Source organism: Streptomyces sp. NPDC101151 (assembly GCF_044768335.1).
Taxonomy (GTDB): Bacteria; Actinomycetota; Actinomycetes; order Streptomycetales; family Streptomycetaceae; genus Streptomyces.
In genome coordinates this window covers 23434-39651 of sequence record NZ_JBIWPP010000056.1, presented here as the reverse complement: position 1 = coordinate 39651, position 16218 = coordinate 23434, and the positions used below count along the sequence as shown (strand labels likewise).

The 16218-nt window shown below is 71.4% G+C and carries 16 protein-coding genes; 5 read left to right on the top strand and 11 right to left on the bottom strand.

The genetic code is table 11. The features are described 5' to 3' along the window. Positions 1-138 precede the first annotated feature (138 nt). Entirely contained in the window at positions 139-1491 is a 1353-nt protein-coding gene (locus ACIRU3_RS44010; RefSeq protein ID WP_404069491.1) for a class II 3-deoxy-7-phosphoheptulonate synthase, read from the bottom strand. A 105-nt stretch (positions 1492-1596) separates the two neighbouring features. On the opposite strand from ACIRU3_RS44010, the gene ACIRU3_RS44005 reads away from it, so the two are divergent. Both ACIRU3_RS44005 and ACIRU3_RS44000 read left to right on the top strand, forming a co-directional pair. Continuing rightward, positions 1597-1653 (top strand): trp operon leader peptide, encoded by a 57-nt coding sequence (locus ACIRU3_RS44005; protein ID WP_115913573.1) that lies wholly within the window; start codon positions 1597-1599, stop codon positions 1651-1653. Between the two features lie 95 nt (positions 1654-1748). Next, positions 1749-3680, top strand: coding sequence for an anthranilate synthase family protein (locus ACIRU3_RS44000; RefSeq protein WP_404069489.1), 1932 nt, complete (start codon positions 1749-1751; stop codon positions 3678-3680). A gap of 66 nt (positions 3681-3746) precedes the next feature. On the opposite strand, the gene ACIRU3_RS43995 is transcribed toward ACIRU3_RS44000, so the two are convergent. The 4 genes from ACIRU3_RS43995 to ACIRU3_RS43980 all read right to left on the bottom strand — a co-directional run bounded on the left by ACIRU3_RS43995 (position 3747) and on the right by ACIRU3_RS43980 (position 7559). Next, the gene (locus tag ACIRU3_RS43995) at positions 3747-4775 is read right to left on the bottom strand and encodes a 6-phosphofructokinase (protein ID WP_404069487.1); all 1029 of its coding nucleotides are present in this window, start codon (positions 4773-4775) and stop codon (positions 3747-3749) included. 127 nt (positions 4776-4902) lie between these two features. Next, complete coding sequence (locus ACIRU3_RS43990) at positions 4903-5580, bottom strand: response regulator (RefSeq protein WP_404069485.1); 678 nt, start codon at positions 5578-5580, stop codon at positions 4903-4905. Beyond that, positions 5577-6800, bottom strand: a complete 1224-nt coding sequence (gene macS, locus ACIRU3_RS43985; RefSeq protein ID WP_404069483.1) for a MacS family sensor histidine kinase — start codon at positions 6798-6800, stop codon at positions 5577-5579. The genes ACIRU3_RS43990 and macS overlap by 4 nt, the downstream gene beginning before the upstream one ends. Positions 6801-6827: 27 nt before the next feature. After that, positions 6828-7559, bottom strand: coding sequence for a lysophospholipid acyltransferase family protein (locus ACIRU3_RS43980; protein ID WP_404069493.1), 732 nt, complete (start codon positions 7557-7559; stop codon positions 6828-6830). Between the two features lie 162 nt (positions 7560-7721). Here ACIRU3_RS43980 and ACIRU3_RS43975 point away from each other — a divergent pair, with 162 nt between their 5' ends. Beyond that, on the top strand, positions 7722-8501 hold the full coding sequence (locus tag ACIRU3_RS43975; RefSeq protein ID WP_404069481.1) for an alpha/beta hydrolase: 780 nt from the start codon (positions 7722-7724) through the stop codon (positions 8499-8501). After that, positions 8494-9057, top strand: coding sequence for a hypothetical protein (locus ACIRU3_RS43970; protein ID WP_404069479.1), 564 nt, complete (start codon positions 8494-8496; stop codon positions 9055-9057). Before ACIRU3_RS43975 ends, ACIRU3_RS43970 begins: the two co-directional genes overlap by 8 nt. A gap of 6 nt (positions 9058-9063) precedes the next feature. On the opposite strand, the gene ACIRU3_RS43965 is transcribed toward ACIRU3_RS43970, so the two are convergent. The 6 genes from ACIRU3_RS43965 to ACIRU3_RS43940 all read right to left on the bottom strand — a co-directional run bounded on the left by ACIRU3_RS43965 (position 9064) and on the right by ACIRU3_RS43940 (position 14100). Next, complete coding sequence (locus ACIRU3_RS43965) at positions 9064-9819, bottom strand: endonuclease/exonuclease/phosphatase family protein (RefSeq protein ID WP_404069477.1); 756 nt, start codon at positions 9817-9819, stop codon at positions 9064-9066. Between the two features lie 95 nt (positions 9820-9914). Further along, positions 9915-10868, bottom strand: coding sequence for an ROK family glucokinase (locus tag ACIRU3_RS43960; RefSeq protein ID WP_404069475.1), 954 nt, complete (start codon positions 10866-10868; stop codon positions 9915-9917). Positions 10869-10935: 67 nt separating this feature from the next. Then, positions 10936-11421: a DUF5304 domain-containing protein gene (locus tag ACIRU3_RS43955; RefSeq protein WP_404069473.1), complete on the bottom strand. Its 486-nt coding sequence runs from the start codon at positions 11419-11421 to the stop codon at positions 10936-10938. A gap of 57 nt (positions 11422-11478) precedes the next feature. Continuing rightward, the gene (locus ACIRU3_RS43950; RefSeq protein ID WP_404069471.1) at positions 11479-12651 is read right to left on the bottom strand and encodes an ArsA family ATPase; all 1173 of its coding nucleotides are present in this window, start codon (positions 12649-12651) and stop codon (positions 11479-11481) included. Between the two features lie 85 nt (positions 12652-12736). Next, on the bottom strand, positions 12737-13174 hold the full coding sequence (locus tag ACIRU3_RS43945; RefSeq protein WP_404069469.1) for an SRPBCC family protein: 438 nt from the start codon (positions 13172-13174) through the stop codon (positions 12737-12739). A 128-nt stretch (positions 13175-13302) separates the two neighbouring features. Beyond that, positions 13303-14100 carry a metallophosphoesterase gene (locus ACIRU3_RS43940; RefSeq protein WP_404069467.1) on the bottom strand — a complete coding sequence of 266 codons (798 nt, stop codon included), beginning with the start codon at positions 14098-14100 and terminating at the stop codon, positions 13303-13305. Between the two features lie 308 nt (positions 14101-14408). On the opposite strand from ACIRU3_RS43940, the gene ACIRU3_RS43935 reads away from it, so the two are divergent. Beyond that, a complete protein-coding gene (locus tag ACIRU3_RS43935; RefSeq protein WP_404069465.1) occupies positions 14409-16205 on the top strand; it encodes an AMP-dependent synthetase/ligase in 1797 nt (598 codons plus the stop codon). The last annotated feature ends 13 nt before the right edge of the window (positions 16206-16218 follow it).

Below are 16218 nucleotides of genomic sequence, written 5' to 3'. Positions count from 1 at the left end.
GTTTCTCAACCCGGCCGGCGGTTTGATGGGTGGGGAAAACCACCCGTACCCCTGCGGGGGCCACCCCAAAGTGGGGTGGGGGGGGGGGTGGGTGTGCCCCCCCCCCCCCACTTCATGTTCCGGTGACAGGCGAGACCGTCACTGGTCCCTGTACATCTCGGCGACGAGGAACGCCAGGTCCAGGGACTGGCTGCGGTTCAGGCGGGGGTCGCAGGCCGTCTCGTAGCGCTGGTGCAGGTCGTCGACGAAGATCTCGTCGCCGCCGCCCACGCACTCGGTGACGTCGTCTCCCGTCAGCTCCACATGGATGCCGCCCGGATGCGTGCCGAGCCCCTTGTGGACCTCGAAGAAGCCCTTGACCTCGTCGAGCACGTCGTCGAAGCGGCGGGTCTTGTGCCCGGAGGCCGCCTCGAAGGTGTTGCCGTGCATCGGGTCGGTCACCCAGGCCACCGTCGCTCCCGAGGCGGTCACCTTCTCCACCAGCTCCGGAAGCCGGTCACGGATCTTGTCCGCGCCCATCCGGACGATGAAGGTCAGCCGGCCCGGCTCCCGCTCGGGGTCGAGGCGGTCGATGTAGGTCAGCGCCTCCTCGGCCGTCGTCGTCGGGCCGAGCTTGATGCCGATCGGGTTGCGGATCTGCGAGGCGAACTCGATGTGCGCGCCGTCCAGCTGCCGGGTGCGCTCACCGATCCACACCATGTGCGCCGAGACGTCGTACAGCCTGCCGGTACGCGAGTCCACGCGGGTCAGCGCCGACTCGTAGTCCAGCAGCAGCGCCTCGTGCGAGGAGAAGAACTCGACCGTCTTGAACTCCTCCGGGTCCGTGCCGCAGGCCCGCATGAAGTTCAGCGCGTTGTCGATCTCCCGCGCCAGCTGCTCGTAGCGCTGCCCTGACGGGGAGGACTTCACGAAGTCCTGGTTCCAGGCGTGCACCTGGCGCAGGTCGGCGTACCCCCCGGTGGTGAAGGCGCGCACCAGGTTCAGCGTCGAGGCGGACGCGTTGTACATCCGCTTCAGGCGCTCGGGGTCCGGGATCCGGGCCGACTCGTTGAAGTCGAAGCCGTTGACGGAGTCGCCCCGGTAGGTCGGGAGCGTCACGCCGTCGCGGGTCTCGGTCCCCTTGGAGCGCGGCTTGGAGTACTGGCCGGCGATCCGGCCGACCTTGACCACCGGCACCGAGGCCGCGTAGGTCAGGACGGCGCCCATCTGGAGCAGGGTCTTGAGCTTGTTGCGGATGTGGTCGGCGGACACCGCGTCGAAGGCCTCGGCGCAGTCGCCACCCTGGAGAAGGAACGCCTCTCCCTTGGCGACAGCCGCCATCCGGGCGCGCAGCTGGTCACACTCGCCCGCGAAGACGAGCGGCGGATACGACTCGAGGTCCGCGATCACTGCGCGCAGAGCCTCGGCGTCGGGGTACTCGGGCTGCTGCGCCGCGGGCAGGTTTCGCCAGGTGTTGCCAGCGCTCGGGCTGGTCTTAGCGTTCACGGTCACCTCGTAAACATTACGGGGTCGTGTCGCCATATTTTCCTCCGGCTCGACTGGTGAGACGGAGTGTTTGCCTCATGGACGGCACGGCCGTGGGGTAGGGTTTCCCATATGTTCGCGCTTTCGATCCAGAACTGGTGGTGGACCGCTCATCCGGCGGCCCACTGACTGCGCGTACGAAAGACTTCGCGAAGGCCGCCCGAGGGGCGGCCTTCGGCGTGTCCGGGGTCGTTCCTCACCTGGAAATCCAAGGAAGAGGAACCATGGACCTGGCTCAGCTGCTGCACGACCCCCGCCCCTTCGCCCTGCTCCGCCGGCGTACCCCCGGCCGCGACGAGCACACGGTCGAGGTGCTCCTCGGCCCCGTCAGCACCTGTGAGCGCCTGGCCGACCTGCCCGGCGAGGGCCTCGCGCTGGTCCCCTTCCGGCAGATCCGCGAGCGCGGCTTCGACGTCCACGACGACGGCACCCCGCTGCTGGTGCTGACGCCCGAGGAGTCGTACGAGATTCCGCTGGCCGAGGCCCTGCGGTCACTGCCGGACCACGAGGTGCGGGTCGAGGGCGGGGGCTTCGACGTCGGCGACCAGGAGTACGGCGAGATCGTCGGGCGGGTGCTGCGCGAGGAGATCGGCCGGGGCGAGGGCGCGAACTTCGTGATCCACCGGACGTACGAGGGCGGGATCCCGGGCTTCGGCCGCGCCGACGCGCTGGCACTGTTCCGGCGGCTGCTGGAGGGCGAGCGGGGCGCGTACTGGACATTCGTCGTGCACACCGGAGATCAAGAGAGGGCCGCAGGGCCTTCCGCGGCAGGGCGGCGGTGGGAGACGGGCGGGCGGACGCTGGTGGGTGCCAGTCCCGAGGTGCACGTCCGGATGTCGGGCGGGACCGTCGTCATGAACCCGATCAGCGGGACGTACCGCTATCCGGCCGAGGGGCCGACGCCGGAGCACCTGCTGGACTTCCTCGCCGACGGCAAGGAGATCGAGGAGCTGTCGATGGTCGTCGACGAGGAACTGAAGATGATGTGCACCGTCGGCGACATGGGCGGGGTGGTTGTCGGCCCGCGGCTGAAGGAGATGGCGCACCTCGCGCACACCGAGTACGAGCTGCGCGGGAAGTCCTCCCTGGACGCGCGGGAGGTACTGAAGGAGACCATGTTCGCGGCGACCGTCACGGGGTCGCCGGTGCAGAACGCGTGCCGGGTGATCGAGCGCCATGAGCGCGGCGGCCGCGGTTACTACGCGGGGGCCCTGGCGCTGCTCGGGCGGGATTCCGGGGGCGCCCAGACGCTGGACTCGCCCATTGTGATCCGCACCGCGGACATCAGCGCCGACGGCCGGCTGCGCGTCCCGGTCGGCGCGACGCTCGTGCGCGGCTCGGACCCGGCGGGTGAGGTGGCGGAGACGCACGCGAAGGCGGCGGGCGTGCTGGCGGCCCTCGGGGTACGGCCGTCCCGGCCGCGTGCGGAGCGGGAGCGGCCCCGGCTGGCCGACGACCCCCGGGTGCAGGCCGCGCTGGACGGGCGCCGCACGTCGCTGGCGCCGTTCTGGCTGCGGATGCAGGAGCGGTCAGAGGTTCTGGACGGTCATGCACTCGTCGTCGACGGCGAGGACACCTTCACGGCGATGCTCGCGCATGTGCTGCGCTCGGGCGGGCTGGAGGTGACCGTCCGGCGGTACGACGAACCGGGGCTGCGCGAGACCGTGCTCGCGCACGAGGGTCCGGTCGTGCTCGGCCCCGGCCCGGGTGACCCCTCGGACCTCGCCGACCCGAAGATGCGGCTCCTGCGTGCGCTCGCCGCCACGGTGATCCGGGAGCACCGGTACGGAGTGCTCGGGGTCTGCCTGGGCCACGAGCTGATCGCGGCCGAGCTGGGGCTGGAGATCGTACGCAAGCAGGTGCCGTACCAGGGAGCGCAGACCACCGTCGACCTGTTCGGGCGGCCGGAGACCGTCGGCTTCTACAACAGCTTCGTCGCCCGCTGCGACGAGGAGGCGGTCCGGGAGCTGGCCGCGCACGGCATCGAGGTGAGCCGGGCGGCGAACGGGGAGGTGCACGCGATCCGGGGCCCCGGGTTCGGCGGGGTGCAGTTCCACCCGGAGTCGGTGCTGACGCTGAACGGGGCGGCGATCGTGCGGGAGCTGGTGGGCCGACTGCCCGGGGGCTGCCGCCCTCAGACCCCCGCTTCGGCCTGAACGGCCTCGTCCTGCGTGCCGGACGGACCGTGATCGAGCCGTCCGGCACTGAGCACCGGCCCGCCTTCAGCCGAAGAACACCCCGACCTCCTCGTACAGCTTCGGGTCCACCGTCTTCAGTTTGGCGGTGGCCTCGGAGATCGGGACGCGGACGATGTCGGTACCGCGCAGCGCGACCATCTTGCCGAAGTCGCCGTCGCGGACGCAGTCGATGGCGTGCAGGCCGAAGCGGGTGGCGAGCCAGCGGTCGAAGGCGCTCGGGGTGCCGCCGCGCTGGATGTGCCCGAGGACCGTGGTGCGGGCCTCCTTGCCGGTGCGCCTCTCGATCTCCTTGGCCAGCCACTCGCCGACCCCGGACAGCCGGACGTGTCCGAAGGAGTCGAGCGACTGGTCCTTGAGGACCACCTCGCCGTCCTTCGGCATGGCACCCTCGGCCACCACGACGATCGGGGCGTACGACGCCTTGAAGCGGGAGGTGATCCAGGCGCACACCTGGTCCAGGTCGAAGCGCTGTTCGGGGATGAGGATGACGTTGGCGCCGCCGGCCAGGCCGGAGTGCAGGGCGATCCAGCCGGCATGGCGGCCCATCACCTCGCAGACGAGGACCCTCATATGGGACTCGGCGGTGGTGTGCAGGCGGTCGATGGCCTCGGTCGCGATGCCGACCGCGGTGTCGAAGCCGAAGGTGTAGTCGGTGGCGGACAGGTCGTTGTCGATGGTCTTGGGCACGCCGACGCAGGGCACGCCGTACTCGTCGGAAAGCCGTGCGGCGACGCCGAGGGTGTCCTCGCCGCCGATCGCGATGAGCGCCTCGACCTCCTGCTTGGCCAGGTTCTCCTTGATGCGGCGGATACCGTCCTCCACCTTGAGGGGGTTGGTCCGCGAGGAGCCGAGAATGGTGCCGCCGCGGGGCAGGATGCCGCGCACCGCGGGGATGTCGAGCCGCAGGGTGTCGTTGTCCAACGGCCCGCGCCAGCCGTCCCGGAACCCGACGAAGTCGTATCCGTACTCCTGAACGCCCTTGCGGACGACGCCCCGGATGACGGCGTTGAGCCCGGGGCAGTCGCCGCCTCCGGTCAGTACTCCGACCCGCATGGAAATGTCCCTTCACCGCGGTTGCCTGACGCCCAGTCACGGTAATGGTGACTCGCGTCACACCGGGAGAGGCGGGAAGGGTGATTCCGGTGAATTGTCGGGAGGCCGGTTTACCCGTGCCGGGGACTCACTCGTCGTCGAGCCCGCGCTCTATCGCGTAGCGCACCAGCTCCACCCTGTTGTGCAGCTGCAGCTTGCCGAGGGTGTTCTGGACGTGGTTCTGGACCGTGCGGTGGGAGATGACGAGGCGCTCGGCGATCTGCTTGTAGCTCAGGCCCTTGGCGACCAGCCGCAGCACCTCGGTCTCCCGCTCGGTCAGCCGGGGCGCCCCCGGCTCGTCGGCGTCCGGGGCGGGCGCGGGCTCGGAGGCCAGGCGCCGGTACTCGCCGAGGACCAGTCCGGCCAGGCCCGGCGTGAACACCGGGTCGCCCACGGCGGTACGGCGCACCGCGTCCAGGAGTTCCTCGGTCGAGGCCGACTTCAGCAGATAGCCGGTCGCGCCGGACTTCACCGCCTCCAGGACATCGGCGTGCTCACCGCTCGCGGACAGCACGAGGACACGCAGGGCGGGGTTGTGGCCGACCAGTTCCTTGCACACCTGGACACCGGGCTTGGCCGGCAGGTTGAGGTCCAGCACGAGGACGTCGGGGGCGGCGGCCTTGGCGCGGCGCACCGCCTGTTCGCCGTCGCCGGCGGTGGCGACCACCTCGAAGCCGGACTCGGCCAGGTCCCGGGCGACCGCGTCGCGCCACATGGGGTGGTCGTCGACCACCATGACCTTGATCGGGTCCTGTCGCTGTGTCATCGCTTCTCCGCCTTCCCCCGCGCCCGTTCGGCGCCCTTCGGTACCTTCAACTCGACCTCCGTGCCCTGACCGGGGACCGAGATCAGCTCGGCGCTGCCGCCGAGGTCGCGCAGCCGGCCCCGGATCGACTGGGCCACACCCAGCCGGCCCTCGCCCGCCGCCTGGGCGAGCCGGCCCTCGGGGATGCCGGGGCCGTCGTCCCGGACGGTGACGACGATCTCGTCGGGCTCGTCCTCGACCAGGATCCAGGCCCGGGCGTCCACGCCGGCATGCCCGCGCACATTGTCCAGGGCGGCCCCGACCGCGGCGGCCAGCTCGCGGGCGGCCGCCGGCGGCAGCGGCACCGGGGCGCCGGGCTCGGCGAAACTCACCCGGGCGCCGGCGTACGGGGCGAGCAGGGTGCGCAGGTCGACGGGAACGTCGTCGTCCGGCTCCTCGACCACGCGGACGAACGCCCCGTCGGCGGCGTCCTCCGACACCCGGGAGACCGGCAGCAGCCCGCCGGAGACCAGCGTGCGCAGCGCCACCTCCTGCTCCCCGGCGAGGCGCCCCAGTTCGGCCGCCTCGCCGCCGATGACCGCGCCGCGCCGCTGCACCATCGCCAGGACCTGCAGCACGCCGTCGTGGATGTCCCGGGCCAGCCGCTCCCGCTCCCGGGTCGCGGCCTCGATCTCCAGGGCCCGGGCGAGGGTGCGCTCGGAGGCCCGGGCGACCTCCACGACGTAGCCGATGGCCACGGAGGCGATCCAGACCAGCAGGACGGCGTGCACCGTGTCCCGGGACGGGGCGCCCCGCTGGACGACGTTGGCGACGGCGACCGGCGTCGAGGCGAGCGCCGCCCAGCGCCAGCCGCCCTTGAGCGCGAAGGCGAGGACCGAGCCGGCCGTCCAGATCGACGGCAGCGTCGGACCGCCCGACACGATGCGCGCGTGGGAGACGGCGACCGGCGTGAGGAGGATGCCGGTGAGCGCGAGGGCCAGGTCGACGGCGAGGAAGCGCCGGGTGCACTGCGCGGCGCCCGCGACCCGGCGCAGCGTGGCCAGGGTCCAGACGAAGAGGACCGCGTAGTAGCCGATGGCGACCCAGGGGCGTACGAACATGTCGTACGAGGTGAGGAACAGGCCGATCGCGTACACCATCGTGAGCACGCGGTACCCCGCGAGCGCGCGCCACAGCGGCTGCTCGACCGACATCCTCATGACCCGCTCGCGCCTGGGCATGGCCCCCCGATCCCCCTGATCCCCTGCTCAGGCCTCGGCCTTCTTCTCCGCCTCCCTGGCGGCCTTCTCCGCTTCCCTGGCCGCCTTCGCCGCGTCCACGATCTGCCGCTTGGCGGCTGTCGCGTACATGTCGACGTACTCCTGGCCGGAGAGCTTCATGATCTCGTACATGACCTCGTCGGTCACCGCGCGCAGCACGAACCGGTCGTGCTCCATGCCCCGGTAGCGGCTGAAGTCCAGCGGCTTGCCGATGCGGATGCCCGGGCGCATCAGCTTCGGCATCACCTTGCCGGGCGGCTGGATCTTCTCGGTGTCGATCATCGCGACGGGGATGACGGGCGCACCGGTGGCGAGCGCCACCCGCGCGAGGCCGCCGGGCTTGCCCCGGTACAGACGGCCGTCGGGCGAACGGGTGCCCTCCGGGTAGATGCCGAACAGCTCGCCGCGTTCCAGCACCTCTATGCCGCTCTTGATCGCGGCCTCGCCGGCGCCGCGCGCCCCGGAGCGGTCCACCGGGAGCTGTCCGACGCCCTTGAAGAAGGCAGCCGTCAGACGGCCCTTCACGCCCGGAGTGGTGAAGTACTCGGCCTTCGCGATGAAGGTGACCTTGCGGTCGAGCACCGCGGGCAGGAAGAACGAGTCCGAGAAGGACAGGTGATTGCTCGCCAGGATGGCGGCACCGTCGGCCGGAATGTTCTCCAGGCCCTCCACCCAGGGTCTGAAGGCGACCTTCAGCGGTCCTCCGATGGCGACCTTCATCGTGCCGTACAACACCCGCGTGCCTCCTGTTTCCGTGGATCAGACCTTAACCCGGAGTGCCGTCAATGGGCCCGACGACCCTGGTCGGTGTCAGTGCGGTCGCGTACGGTGAAGCAGACCAGCCCGTTCTGCACGCCTCTCTCAGGAACAGGAGCCCGAAAGGTGCCGGTTCTTCCCGGAGCCGAGCCGTATCGCCAGGAGGGCGGGGAGGTGGGTGTCCTCCTCTGCCACGGCTTCACCGGCTCGCCCCAGTCGCTGCGCCCCTGGGCGGAGCACCACGCGGCGCACGGCCTGACCGTGTCGCTGCCGCTGCTGCCCGGGCACGGCACCCGCTGGGAGGACATGCAGCTCACGGGCTGGCAGGACTGGTACGCGGAGGTGGACCGCGAGCTGCGGCTGCTCGCCGAGCGCTGCTCCCGGGTGTTCGTGGCGGGCCTGTCGATGGGCGGGGCGCTGGCGCTGCGGCTGGCGGCCAGGAACGGCGAGCGGGTCGCCGGGGTGGTCGTCGTCAACCCGGCGAACCGGGTGCACGGCCTGTCGGCGTACGCCCTTCCGGTGGCCCGGCATCTCGTGCGGACGACGAAGGGCATCGCCAGCGACATCGCCAAGGGCGGCCCGGCGGAACTGGGTTACGACAAGGTGCCGCTGCACGCCGCGCACTCCCTGCGGGTGGCCCTGCGCCGGCTGGACGGCGAGCTGCCCCAGGTCACCCAGCCGTTGCTGCTGCTGCGCAGCGCCCAGGACCATGTCGTCCCGGTGGCCGACTCGGCCCGTGTGCTGAGCCGGGTGTCCTCCACGGACGTGACGGAGATCGTGCTGGAACAGAGTTACCACGTGGCGACGTTGGACCACGATGCGGACCGGATCTCCGCGGAGAGCCTCGCCTTCATCGGCCGGCTCGCACCCAGTGTCGGCAAGGAAGGGACGGCCGCAGTTGGCTGAGCACGACTCCGACCGCGAGGATCGCGAGCCGGACGAGAAGGGAGTGCCCTTCGACGAGGAGGCCGCCTGGCGGGCGATCGTCGCAGGGTTTGGCGAGGAGCCGCAGGACCCTCCGGGGTCCAGGCCCTACAAGTCGGTCGAGGATCTCGCGCTGCTCGAGAAGGAGCCCCCGGCCGAGGGCTCCGACACCTCCGAGGAGCCGCGGCCCGCCCGGCCGCTGGGCGGCTCGATCTCGTTCGCGCCCGGCGTCGGCCCGCGCGACCACAGCGCGCCGGAGCCGTCCGAGGACGACTTCGACGAGGACGACGAGGGCCACTTCGTGCCGCCCGAGCCGCCGCCGCTGCCGACCGCCGACACGACCGCCAAATTCGCCTGGCTCGGGGTGGTGGGCGGCCCGATCCTGCTCCTGCTTGCCGTGCTGCTCGGCTGGGAGATGACCTGGTGGCTGGCGACCATCAGCATCGGTGGATTCCTCGGCGGGTTCGTGACGCTGGTGACCCGGATGCGGACGGACGACGAGGATGACAGCGGCCCGGGCAGCGGTGCCGTGGTCTGACGCGCGCTACGACGCCGGGATCTTGAGGGCGGCCAGGACCGGAAGGTGGTCCGTGGCCGCCCTCAGGTCTGTCTCCGTGATGCCGGGGTGCCCGATCGGCACCCCGCAGCCCAGCACTTCGATGTCCTTGGTCGCGAAGACGGCGTCGATGCGCTGGTGGGGGTCGGCGGGGGTCGAGGTGAACTCGCCGCCCCAGGGTGCGGTGGCCCGGCAGTCCTGGAGGCTGTCGGAGAGGAGGCGGAAGGCGCGGCCGTCGGGTCGTTCGTTGAGATCGCCGCCGGCGACAGCCTGCTCCACGCCCATGCGGGCAAGCCGGTCGAGGAGCCTGCCGGCCTGCTCGTAGCGCTCGGCCTGCTGCAGGCTCAGGTGGCAGCTGATGACGCCCAGGCGGGCCGAGCCGAAGCGGACCACCGCCGTGGCGAGCCCGCGGCGGTGCAGGCCCGGGGTGAGCGGGAGGAGTACGTCCTCCGTCCGCTCGACGGTGGCGCGCAGGCTGCACAGGATCGCCGGTCCCGCCGCCGTCGCTCCGCCGGTGAGGATGACCTGTCCAGAGGCTGCTGCCAGCCGCGACAGCTTCTTGCGCCAGCGGAAGAAGCGGGGGGCCTCCTGGACGAGGACCAGGTCCGGGGCACAGGCGGTGATCACCCGGGCCAGGGCGTCCGTGTCGTCGCGCATCGAGCGGATGTTGTAGCTGAGGACGCGGATGACGGCTGAACCGTCCGGTTCCGTACGGGAGTTGGGGAGCAGCATGGGGGTCGCCATGACGATCAACATACGACGATGCCCGCCGTCCCGGGACCGGACGCGGCGGGCACTGTCGTACTGGGTTCCCTACGGGTACTGCCGTACCGGGTTCCCTACATGATGGGGTCGGGCTCCCTGGCCAGGTCGGCCGCGCCCACCAGGCCCGCCTTGTTGCCGAGCCGGGCGGCGATCACGTCGGCGACCGGGCGCCAGTTGCCGCCGACCAGCCAGCGCTTGTAGGACGTGCGGATCGGGTCGAGGACCAGGTCGCCCTCCTCCGAGAGTCCGCCGCCGACGATGAAGGCAGAGGGGTCGAAGAGGGAGGCCAGGTCGGCGAGGCCGGCGCCGGCCCAGCGGGCCAGCTCGCGGTAGGAGTCCACGGCGACCGGGTCGCCCTGCCGGGCGGCCATGGAGATGTGCTTGCCCTCGATGCCGTCGGGGGTGCCGTCGCCGAGCGACAGCAGGACCTCGGCGCGCTCGGGGGTGGCGTTGGCGCGCTGCTTGGCGTAGCGGACCAGGGCGCGGCCGGAGGCGTACTGCTCCCAGCAGCCCTGGCTGCCGCAGCCGCACAGCAGACCGTCCGGGACCATCCGGATGTGGCCGAACTCGGCGGCCACGCCGAAGTGGCCGCGGCGCAGCTTGTTGCCGATGATGATGCCGCCGCCGAGGCCGGTGCCGAGCGTGATGCAGATGACGTTGCGGTGACCCTTGCCTGCGCCGAACTTGTACTCGCCCCACGCGGCGGCGTTGGCGTCGTTCTCGACCACGACCGGCAGGCCCACGCGGGCCTCGACCTTCTCCTTCAGCGGCTCCTGGCGCCAGTCGATGTTGGGAGCGAAGTACACCGTGGAGCGCTGCCGGTTCACGTAGCCGGCCGCACCGATGCCCACGCCGACGATCTCGTGCCCCGCACGCGCACCCTCCACCGCCGAGGCGATGGCGTCCACGATGGCCTCGGGCGTGGTGGGGGTCGGCACCTTGAAGGTCGAGAGGATGTTGCCTTCCTCATCGACCACGCCGGCCGCGATCTTGGTGCCGCCGATGTCGACGCCGATGGTGAGTCCCATGAATCCCTCAGTTTCGGTCGAGCCCCGCTACGGCCAACCGTACCCGAGGCCCTGCCGTGCGAAGGCTTCAGTCCAGGTCGATGCGTTCCCCCGGGCCGGTGCCCTCGCCCCGGTCGGGACGGTCGGTCCGGTCGTCCTTCAGGTCGGCCGCGCCGGTGGTCCAGCGGTGCTCCTGAGCCTGGACGGCGGAGCGGTAGGCGGCCAGCAGCTCGGTGCCGGCCGCGGCGAGGTGGTCGAAGACGTCCGGGTTGCGCTCGATGACGGGTTCGACCGCGGCCTTCGCCTGCTGGACGACCTGGCGCACCACCTGCTGGGCGGCGGGTCCGGCGACGGCTCCGAGGAGCGGGGACTGGAGGCCGGACAGCTTGTCGGCCACCGTGTCCATGAGCCTGCGCAGTTCCTCGCCGGCGGAGCCCGGGGGCGGACCCTGTTCGGCGCGGCGGCGGGCCTTCTCGGCGGCGAGGTCCTCGGCGCAGGCCGTGGCCCAGGCGTCGGCGTCGGTCGCCCGCTGTTCCTCCTCGACGGGGTCGGATGCGGGGCGCTCTTCGCTCATGGCGGACTCCTGACTACGGTTCGCCCTTCCGACGTTACCCGAATGGGCGTAGGCCGTTCACCGTGCGGCGGCGGGCCACAGGTCGGGATCGGGGGCGAAGCGGACGCGCAGTTCGCCCTCGCGCAGCCCGGCGCCGGCCACGGTGCAGCGGCGCAGGGCGGACGGGAGCGGCACGATCCGCCGGAAGCGGCCCGCGGTGATCACGAGTTCGTCGCCGCGCCGGATCAGGTCCAGGTCCTCCCGTATCGCGCCGGGCAGCGGGATGTGCCAGACCAGCACGCCGTCCTCGGCGAGCCGGTCGGCGACGGGCCACTCGACCGGGGCCGGCACGGGGTTGACGCCGGGTACGACGAGGGCGTCCAGGTCGTCGGTGCCGTGCGGGTCGCGGCCGAGGTGCGGGACGGGGTGGAGGTCGTACGGTTCCGCCCAGTCGGCCAGGGCCTTGCGCTGCTGGGCGAGGAGTCCGGCGAGCCAGGTGTCGGGGGCGGTCTCGGGCAGCACGCGGTTGGCGATCAGGGCCTCGGTGCGCAGGCCGCGCAGGGCGAGAGCGAGGGTCGCGGCCTGTATGGCGTCGGCGCCGGCGGGGCCGGGTTCGGCGACCAGGCGTACGGCGGTGTGCCGGTCGGTGAGGACAGCCTCGACGGCGGCCAGCTCGACGTCCCAGCGGGCCGCCGTCTCGTACAGCCACTCGGCGGGCATGGGGACGCCGGCCAGCCGGCCGAGCACCGGGCGCAGGGCGCGGGCCGCCTGCCGCTCGGGCGGAAGCAGGCGGCGCAGGTAGCGGCGCAGTTCCTCGGAGAGGGCGAGCAGCGCGAGGGCCTGCGGGAGTGCCGGGAGGTCCACGACGAGGAGGTCGTAGCGCTCGGAGAGGGCGGCGTCCCTGAGGGCGCGCAGGAAGGACAGCTCCTCGGCACCGGGCAGCGGGGTGACTTCCTCGGCGTCCAGACGGGCTGCGCCGAGAAGGTCCAGGACGCCCGCGGCGCGGGTCTGGAAGGCGGTGAGGTCCTGCCGGAAGCGTTCCGTGGCGTCGGGGCGCCAGGCGGTGAGGTTCTCGGTGACCTCGGTCGGGGCCGGTCCTGTCACGGAGCCCAGTGCCGTGCCGAGGGTGTCGGTGCGGTCGGAGCCGAGGAGAAGGGTGCGGGTTCCCTCGCGGGCGGCGGTGAGCGCGGTGGCGGCAGCGACGGTGGTACGACCGCTGCCGCCCGGGCCCGTGATCAGGATGGTGCGCATGAGGCTGAACGGTAACGGAGGGCGGGACTCGGCGGAGTTGGGGTGGGCACCCGGCACCGCGGCCGGGGCCGGGGCCGTCCGTGGCTTACGCCGACTCCACCCTCTTCTTCAGGCCGGCCAGGGCCCGGTCGATGATGACCTTCTCCGCCTTGCGCTTGATCATGCCGAGCATGGGGATCTTGACGTCGACCGTGAGCTGGTAGGTGACCTCGGTGGCCCCCTCGCCGGCCGGCTTCAGGAGGTAGGAGCCGTCCAGTGAGCGCAGCATCTGGGACTTCACGAGGGTCCAGGAGACCTCGTGCGCGCCGGTCCAGGTGTACGCCAGCGTCTGGTCGTCCTTGATGGCACCGGCGTCCATGACGAGGCGGACCTGCTCGGCGCGGCCCTGCGCGTCGGCCGCGAGCACCTCCGCCTCCTTGACCTCGCCGGTCCAGTCCGGGTAGCGGGCGAAGTCGGCGATCACCGCCATGACGTCGGCCGGAGCCGCCTCGATCGTGATGCTCGAACTGGTGTGTTCCGCCATCGCCGTGGCTCCTCCAGATACGGACCGAAGAGACTCTTACGTGCGCCGGGTGCGCACGTCTGTGCAGCGTGAAGGCTACCGCGCCGCCGACCGGGCGCCTTCACCCCGTCTCGCCCGTCCGCGGGTTCTCACCATTCGAGCGCCCAGGGCCTGCCCGTGCCGGCGAAGTGCCCCACGTTCACGCACTCGGTCGCGCCGATCCGCATCCGGCGCGCCAGCGGCTGATGGACGTGCCCGAACAGCGAGTAGCGCGGCCTGGTGCGGCGGATCGCGTCGAGCAGGGCCCGGCTGCCGCGCTCGAAGCGGCGGGCGACGGTGTCGTAGACCAGTTCGGGCACCTCCGGCGGGATGTGCGTGCACAGCACGTCCACCTCGCCGATCGCCTCGATCTTCGCCGCGTACGCCTCGTCGTCGATCTCGTACGGCGTCCGCATCGGAGTGCGCAGGCCGCCGCCCACGAAGCCGAAGGTCCGGCCGCCGATCTCCACCCGCTCGCCGTCCAGCACGGTGGTGCCGGGTCCCGCGTACTCACTCCACAGGGGCGGCATGTCGACATTTCCGTAGGTGGCGTACGTCGGGGTCGGGAACGCGGCGAACATCTCGGCGTACTGCTTGCGCACCGCCTTCTCGATCGCGTTGGCCCGGTCGGAGCCGATGCCCGCCCACAGCCGGGCACCGAAGGCGCGCGCCTCCTCGAAGCGGCGGGCGGTGCGCAGCTCGACGATGCGGTCGGCGTTCTCCTCGCCGAACAGGTCGGGGAAGATCCCGCGCGAGTGGTCGGCGTAGTCGAGGAAGAGGACGAGGTCGCCGAGACAGATCAGAGCGTCCGCACCTTCACCGGCCCGGGCCAGGTCACGGGCGTTGCCGTGCACGTCGCTGACCACATGGACGCGTGTCCTTCGGTTGCCGGAGCGTGTGGGTGCCATGGCGATCAAGCGTAGGCGTGTGCGGTGTGCGTGAACAGTGGCGGCCCGGCCCGCGGCTACTCGCCGGTCACTTGAGCCGTGGACTACTGTGCGCGAAGGAACGCCAGCCTGTGTGACGCAGCGAACATCTCGTCGGGACCCCCTGTCCTAAGGGCCATACCGGCGGGTAACGTCCGGGCAGTCCAGTCGTGCTCTGGTTTTCAACATGTGAATCGGCATGTGATTCCCGGAGCACCTGCCCGAGCCTTGGACCGCACCGTCGCATCACACAGTGTCGTGGCGCCGGCGCCCTATGAGGAGCAGCAGTCTTGCGCGAGTTCAGCCTTCCGGCTTTGTACGAGGTCCCTGCGGACGGCAATCTGACCGACATCGTCCGCAGAAACGCCGCGCAGCATCCCGACGTCGCCGTCATGGCCCGTAAGGCGGGCGGCGCCTGGCAGGACGTGACGGCCAGGCAGTTCCTGTCCGAGGTGCACGCCGCCGCCAAGGGCCTCATCGCCGCCGGCGTGCAGCCGGGCGACCGGGTCGCCCTGATGTCCCGGACGCGCTACGAGTGGACACTCCTCGACTTCGCGATCTGGTGCGCGGGCGCGGTCACCGTGCCGGTGTACGAGACCAGCTCGCCGGAGCAGGTGCAGTGGATCCTGTCCGACTCCGGTGCGACCGCCTGCATCGTGGAGCTGGACAACCACGCGGCCGCCGTGGACTCGGTGCGCGACTCGCTGCCCGCGCTCAAGCACGTCTGGCAGATCGAGGCCGGCGGCCTGGAGGAGCTGGGCCGGCTCGGGCAGGACGTCTCGGACGCGACCGTGGAGGAGCGCAGCTCGCTCGCCAGGGCCGACGACCCGGCGACCATCGTCTACACGAGCGGTACGACCGGCCGCCCCAAGGGCTGTGTGCTCACCCACCGCAGCTTCTTCGCCGAGTGCGGCAACATCGTGGAGCGGCTGCGGCCGCTGTTCCGTACCGGTGAGTGCTCGGTCCTGCTCTTCCTCCCGCTCGCGCACGTCTTCGGGCGGCTCGTGCAGATCGCGCCGATGATGGCACCGATCAAGCTGGGCTGCGTTCCGGACATCAAGCACCTCACCGACGAGCTCGCCGCCTTCCGGCCGACCCTCGTCCTCGGCGTGCCGCGTGTCTTCGAGAAGGTCTACAACTCCGCGCGCGCCAAGGCGCAGGCGGACGGCAAGGGCGCGATCTTCGACAAGGCCGCGGCCACCGCGATCACCTACAGCAAGGCGCTGGACACCCCGTCCGGCCCGCCCCTGGGCCTGAAGATCAAGCACAAGGTCTTCGACAAGCTGGTCTACAGCAAGCTGCGCGCGGTCCTCGGCGGCAGGGGCGAGTACGCGATCTCCGGCGGTGCCCCGCTGGGCGAGCGGCTCGGGCACTTCTTCCGCGGCATCGGCTTCACGGTGCTGGAGGGCTACGGCCTGACCGAGTCCTGTGCGGCGACCGCGTTCAACCCCTGGGACCGGCAGAAGATCGGCACGGTCGGCCAGCCGCTGCCGGGCTCGGTGATCCGGATAGCGGACGACGGCGAGGTGCTGCTGCACGGCGAGCACCTGTTCAAGGAGTACTGGAACAACCCGGGCGCCACCGCCGAGGCGCTGGCCGACGGCTGGTTCCACACCGGTGACATCGGCACCCTCGACGAGGACGGCTATCTGAAGATCACCGGCCGCAAGAAGGAGATCATCGTCACCGCGGGCGGCAAGAACGTGGCCCCGGCCGTGATCGAGGACCGCATCCGCGCGCACGCGCTGGTCGCGGAGTGCATGGTGGTGGGCGACGGGCGGCCGTTCGTCGGCGCGCTGGTCACCATCGACGAGGAGTTCCTGGGCCGTTGGGCCGACGAGCACGGCAAGCCGGCGGGTTCCACCGCGGCGTCGCTGCGCCAGGACCCGGATCTGCAGGCGGCGATCCAGGCCGCGGTCGACGACGGCAACGCCGCGGTGTCGAAGGCGGAATCGGTGCGGAAGTTCCGCATTCTGCCCTCCCAGTTCTCGGAGGAGTCGGGCCACCTCACCCCGTCGCTGAAGCTCAAGCGGAACGTGGTGGCGAAGGACTACGCGGACGAGATCGAGGCGATCTACGCCAAGTGACCCGTCCGCACGC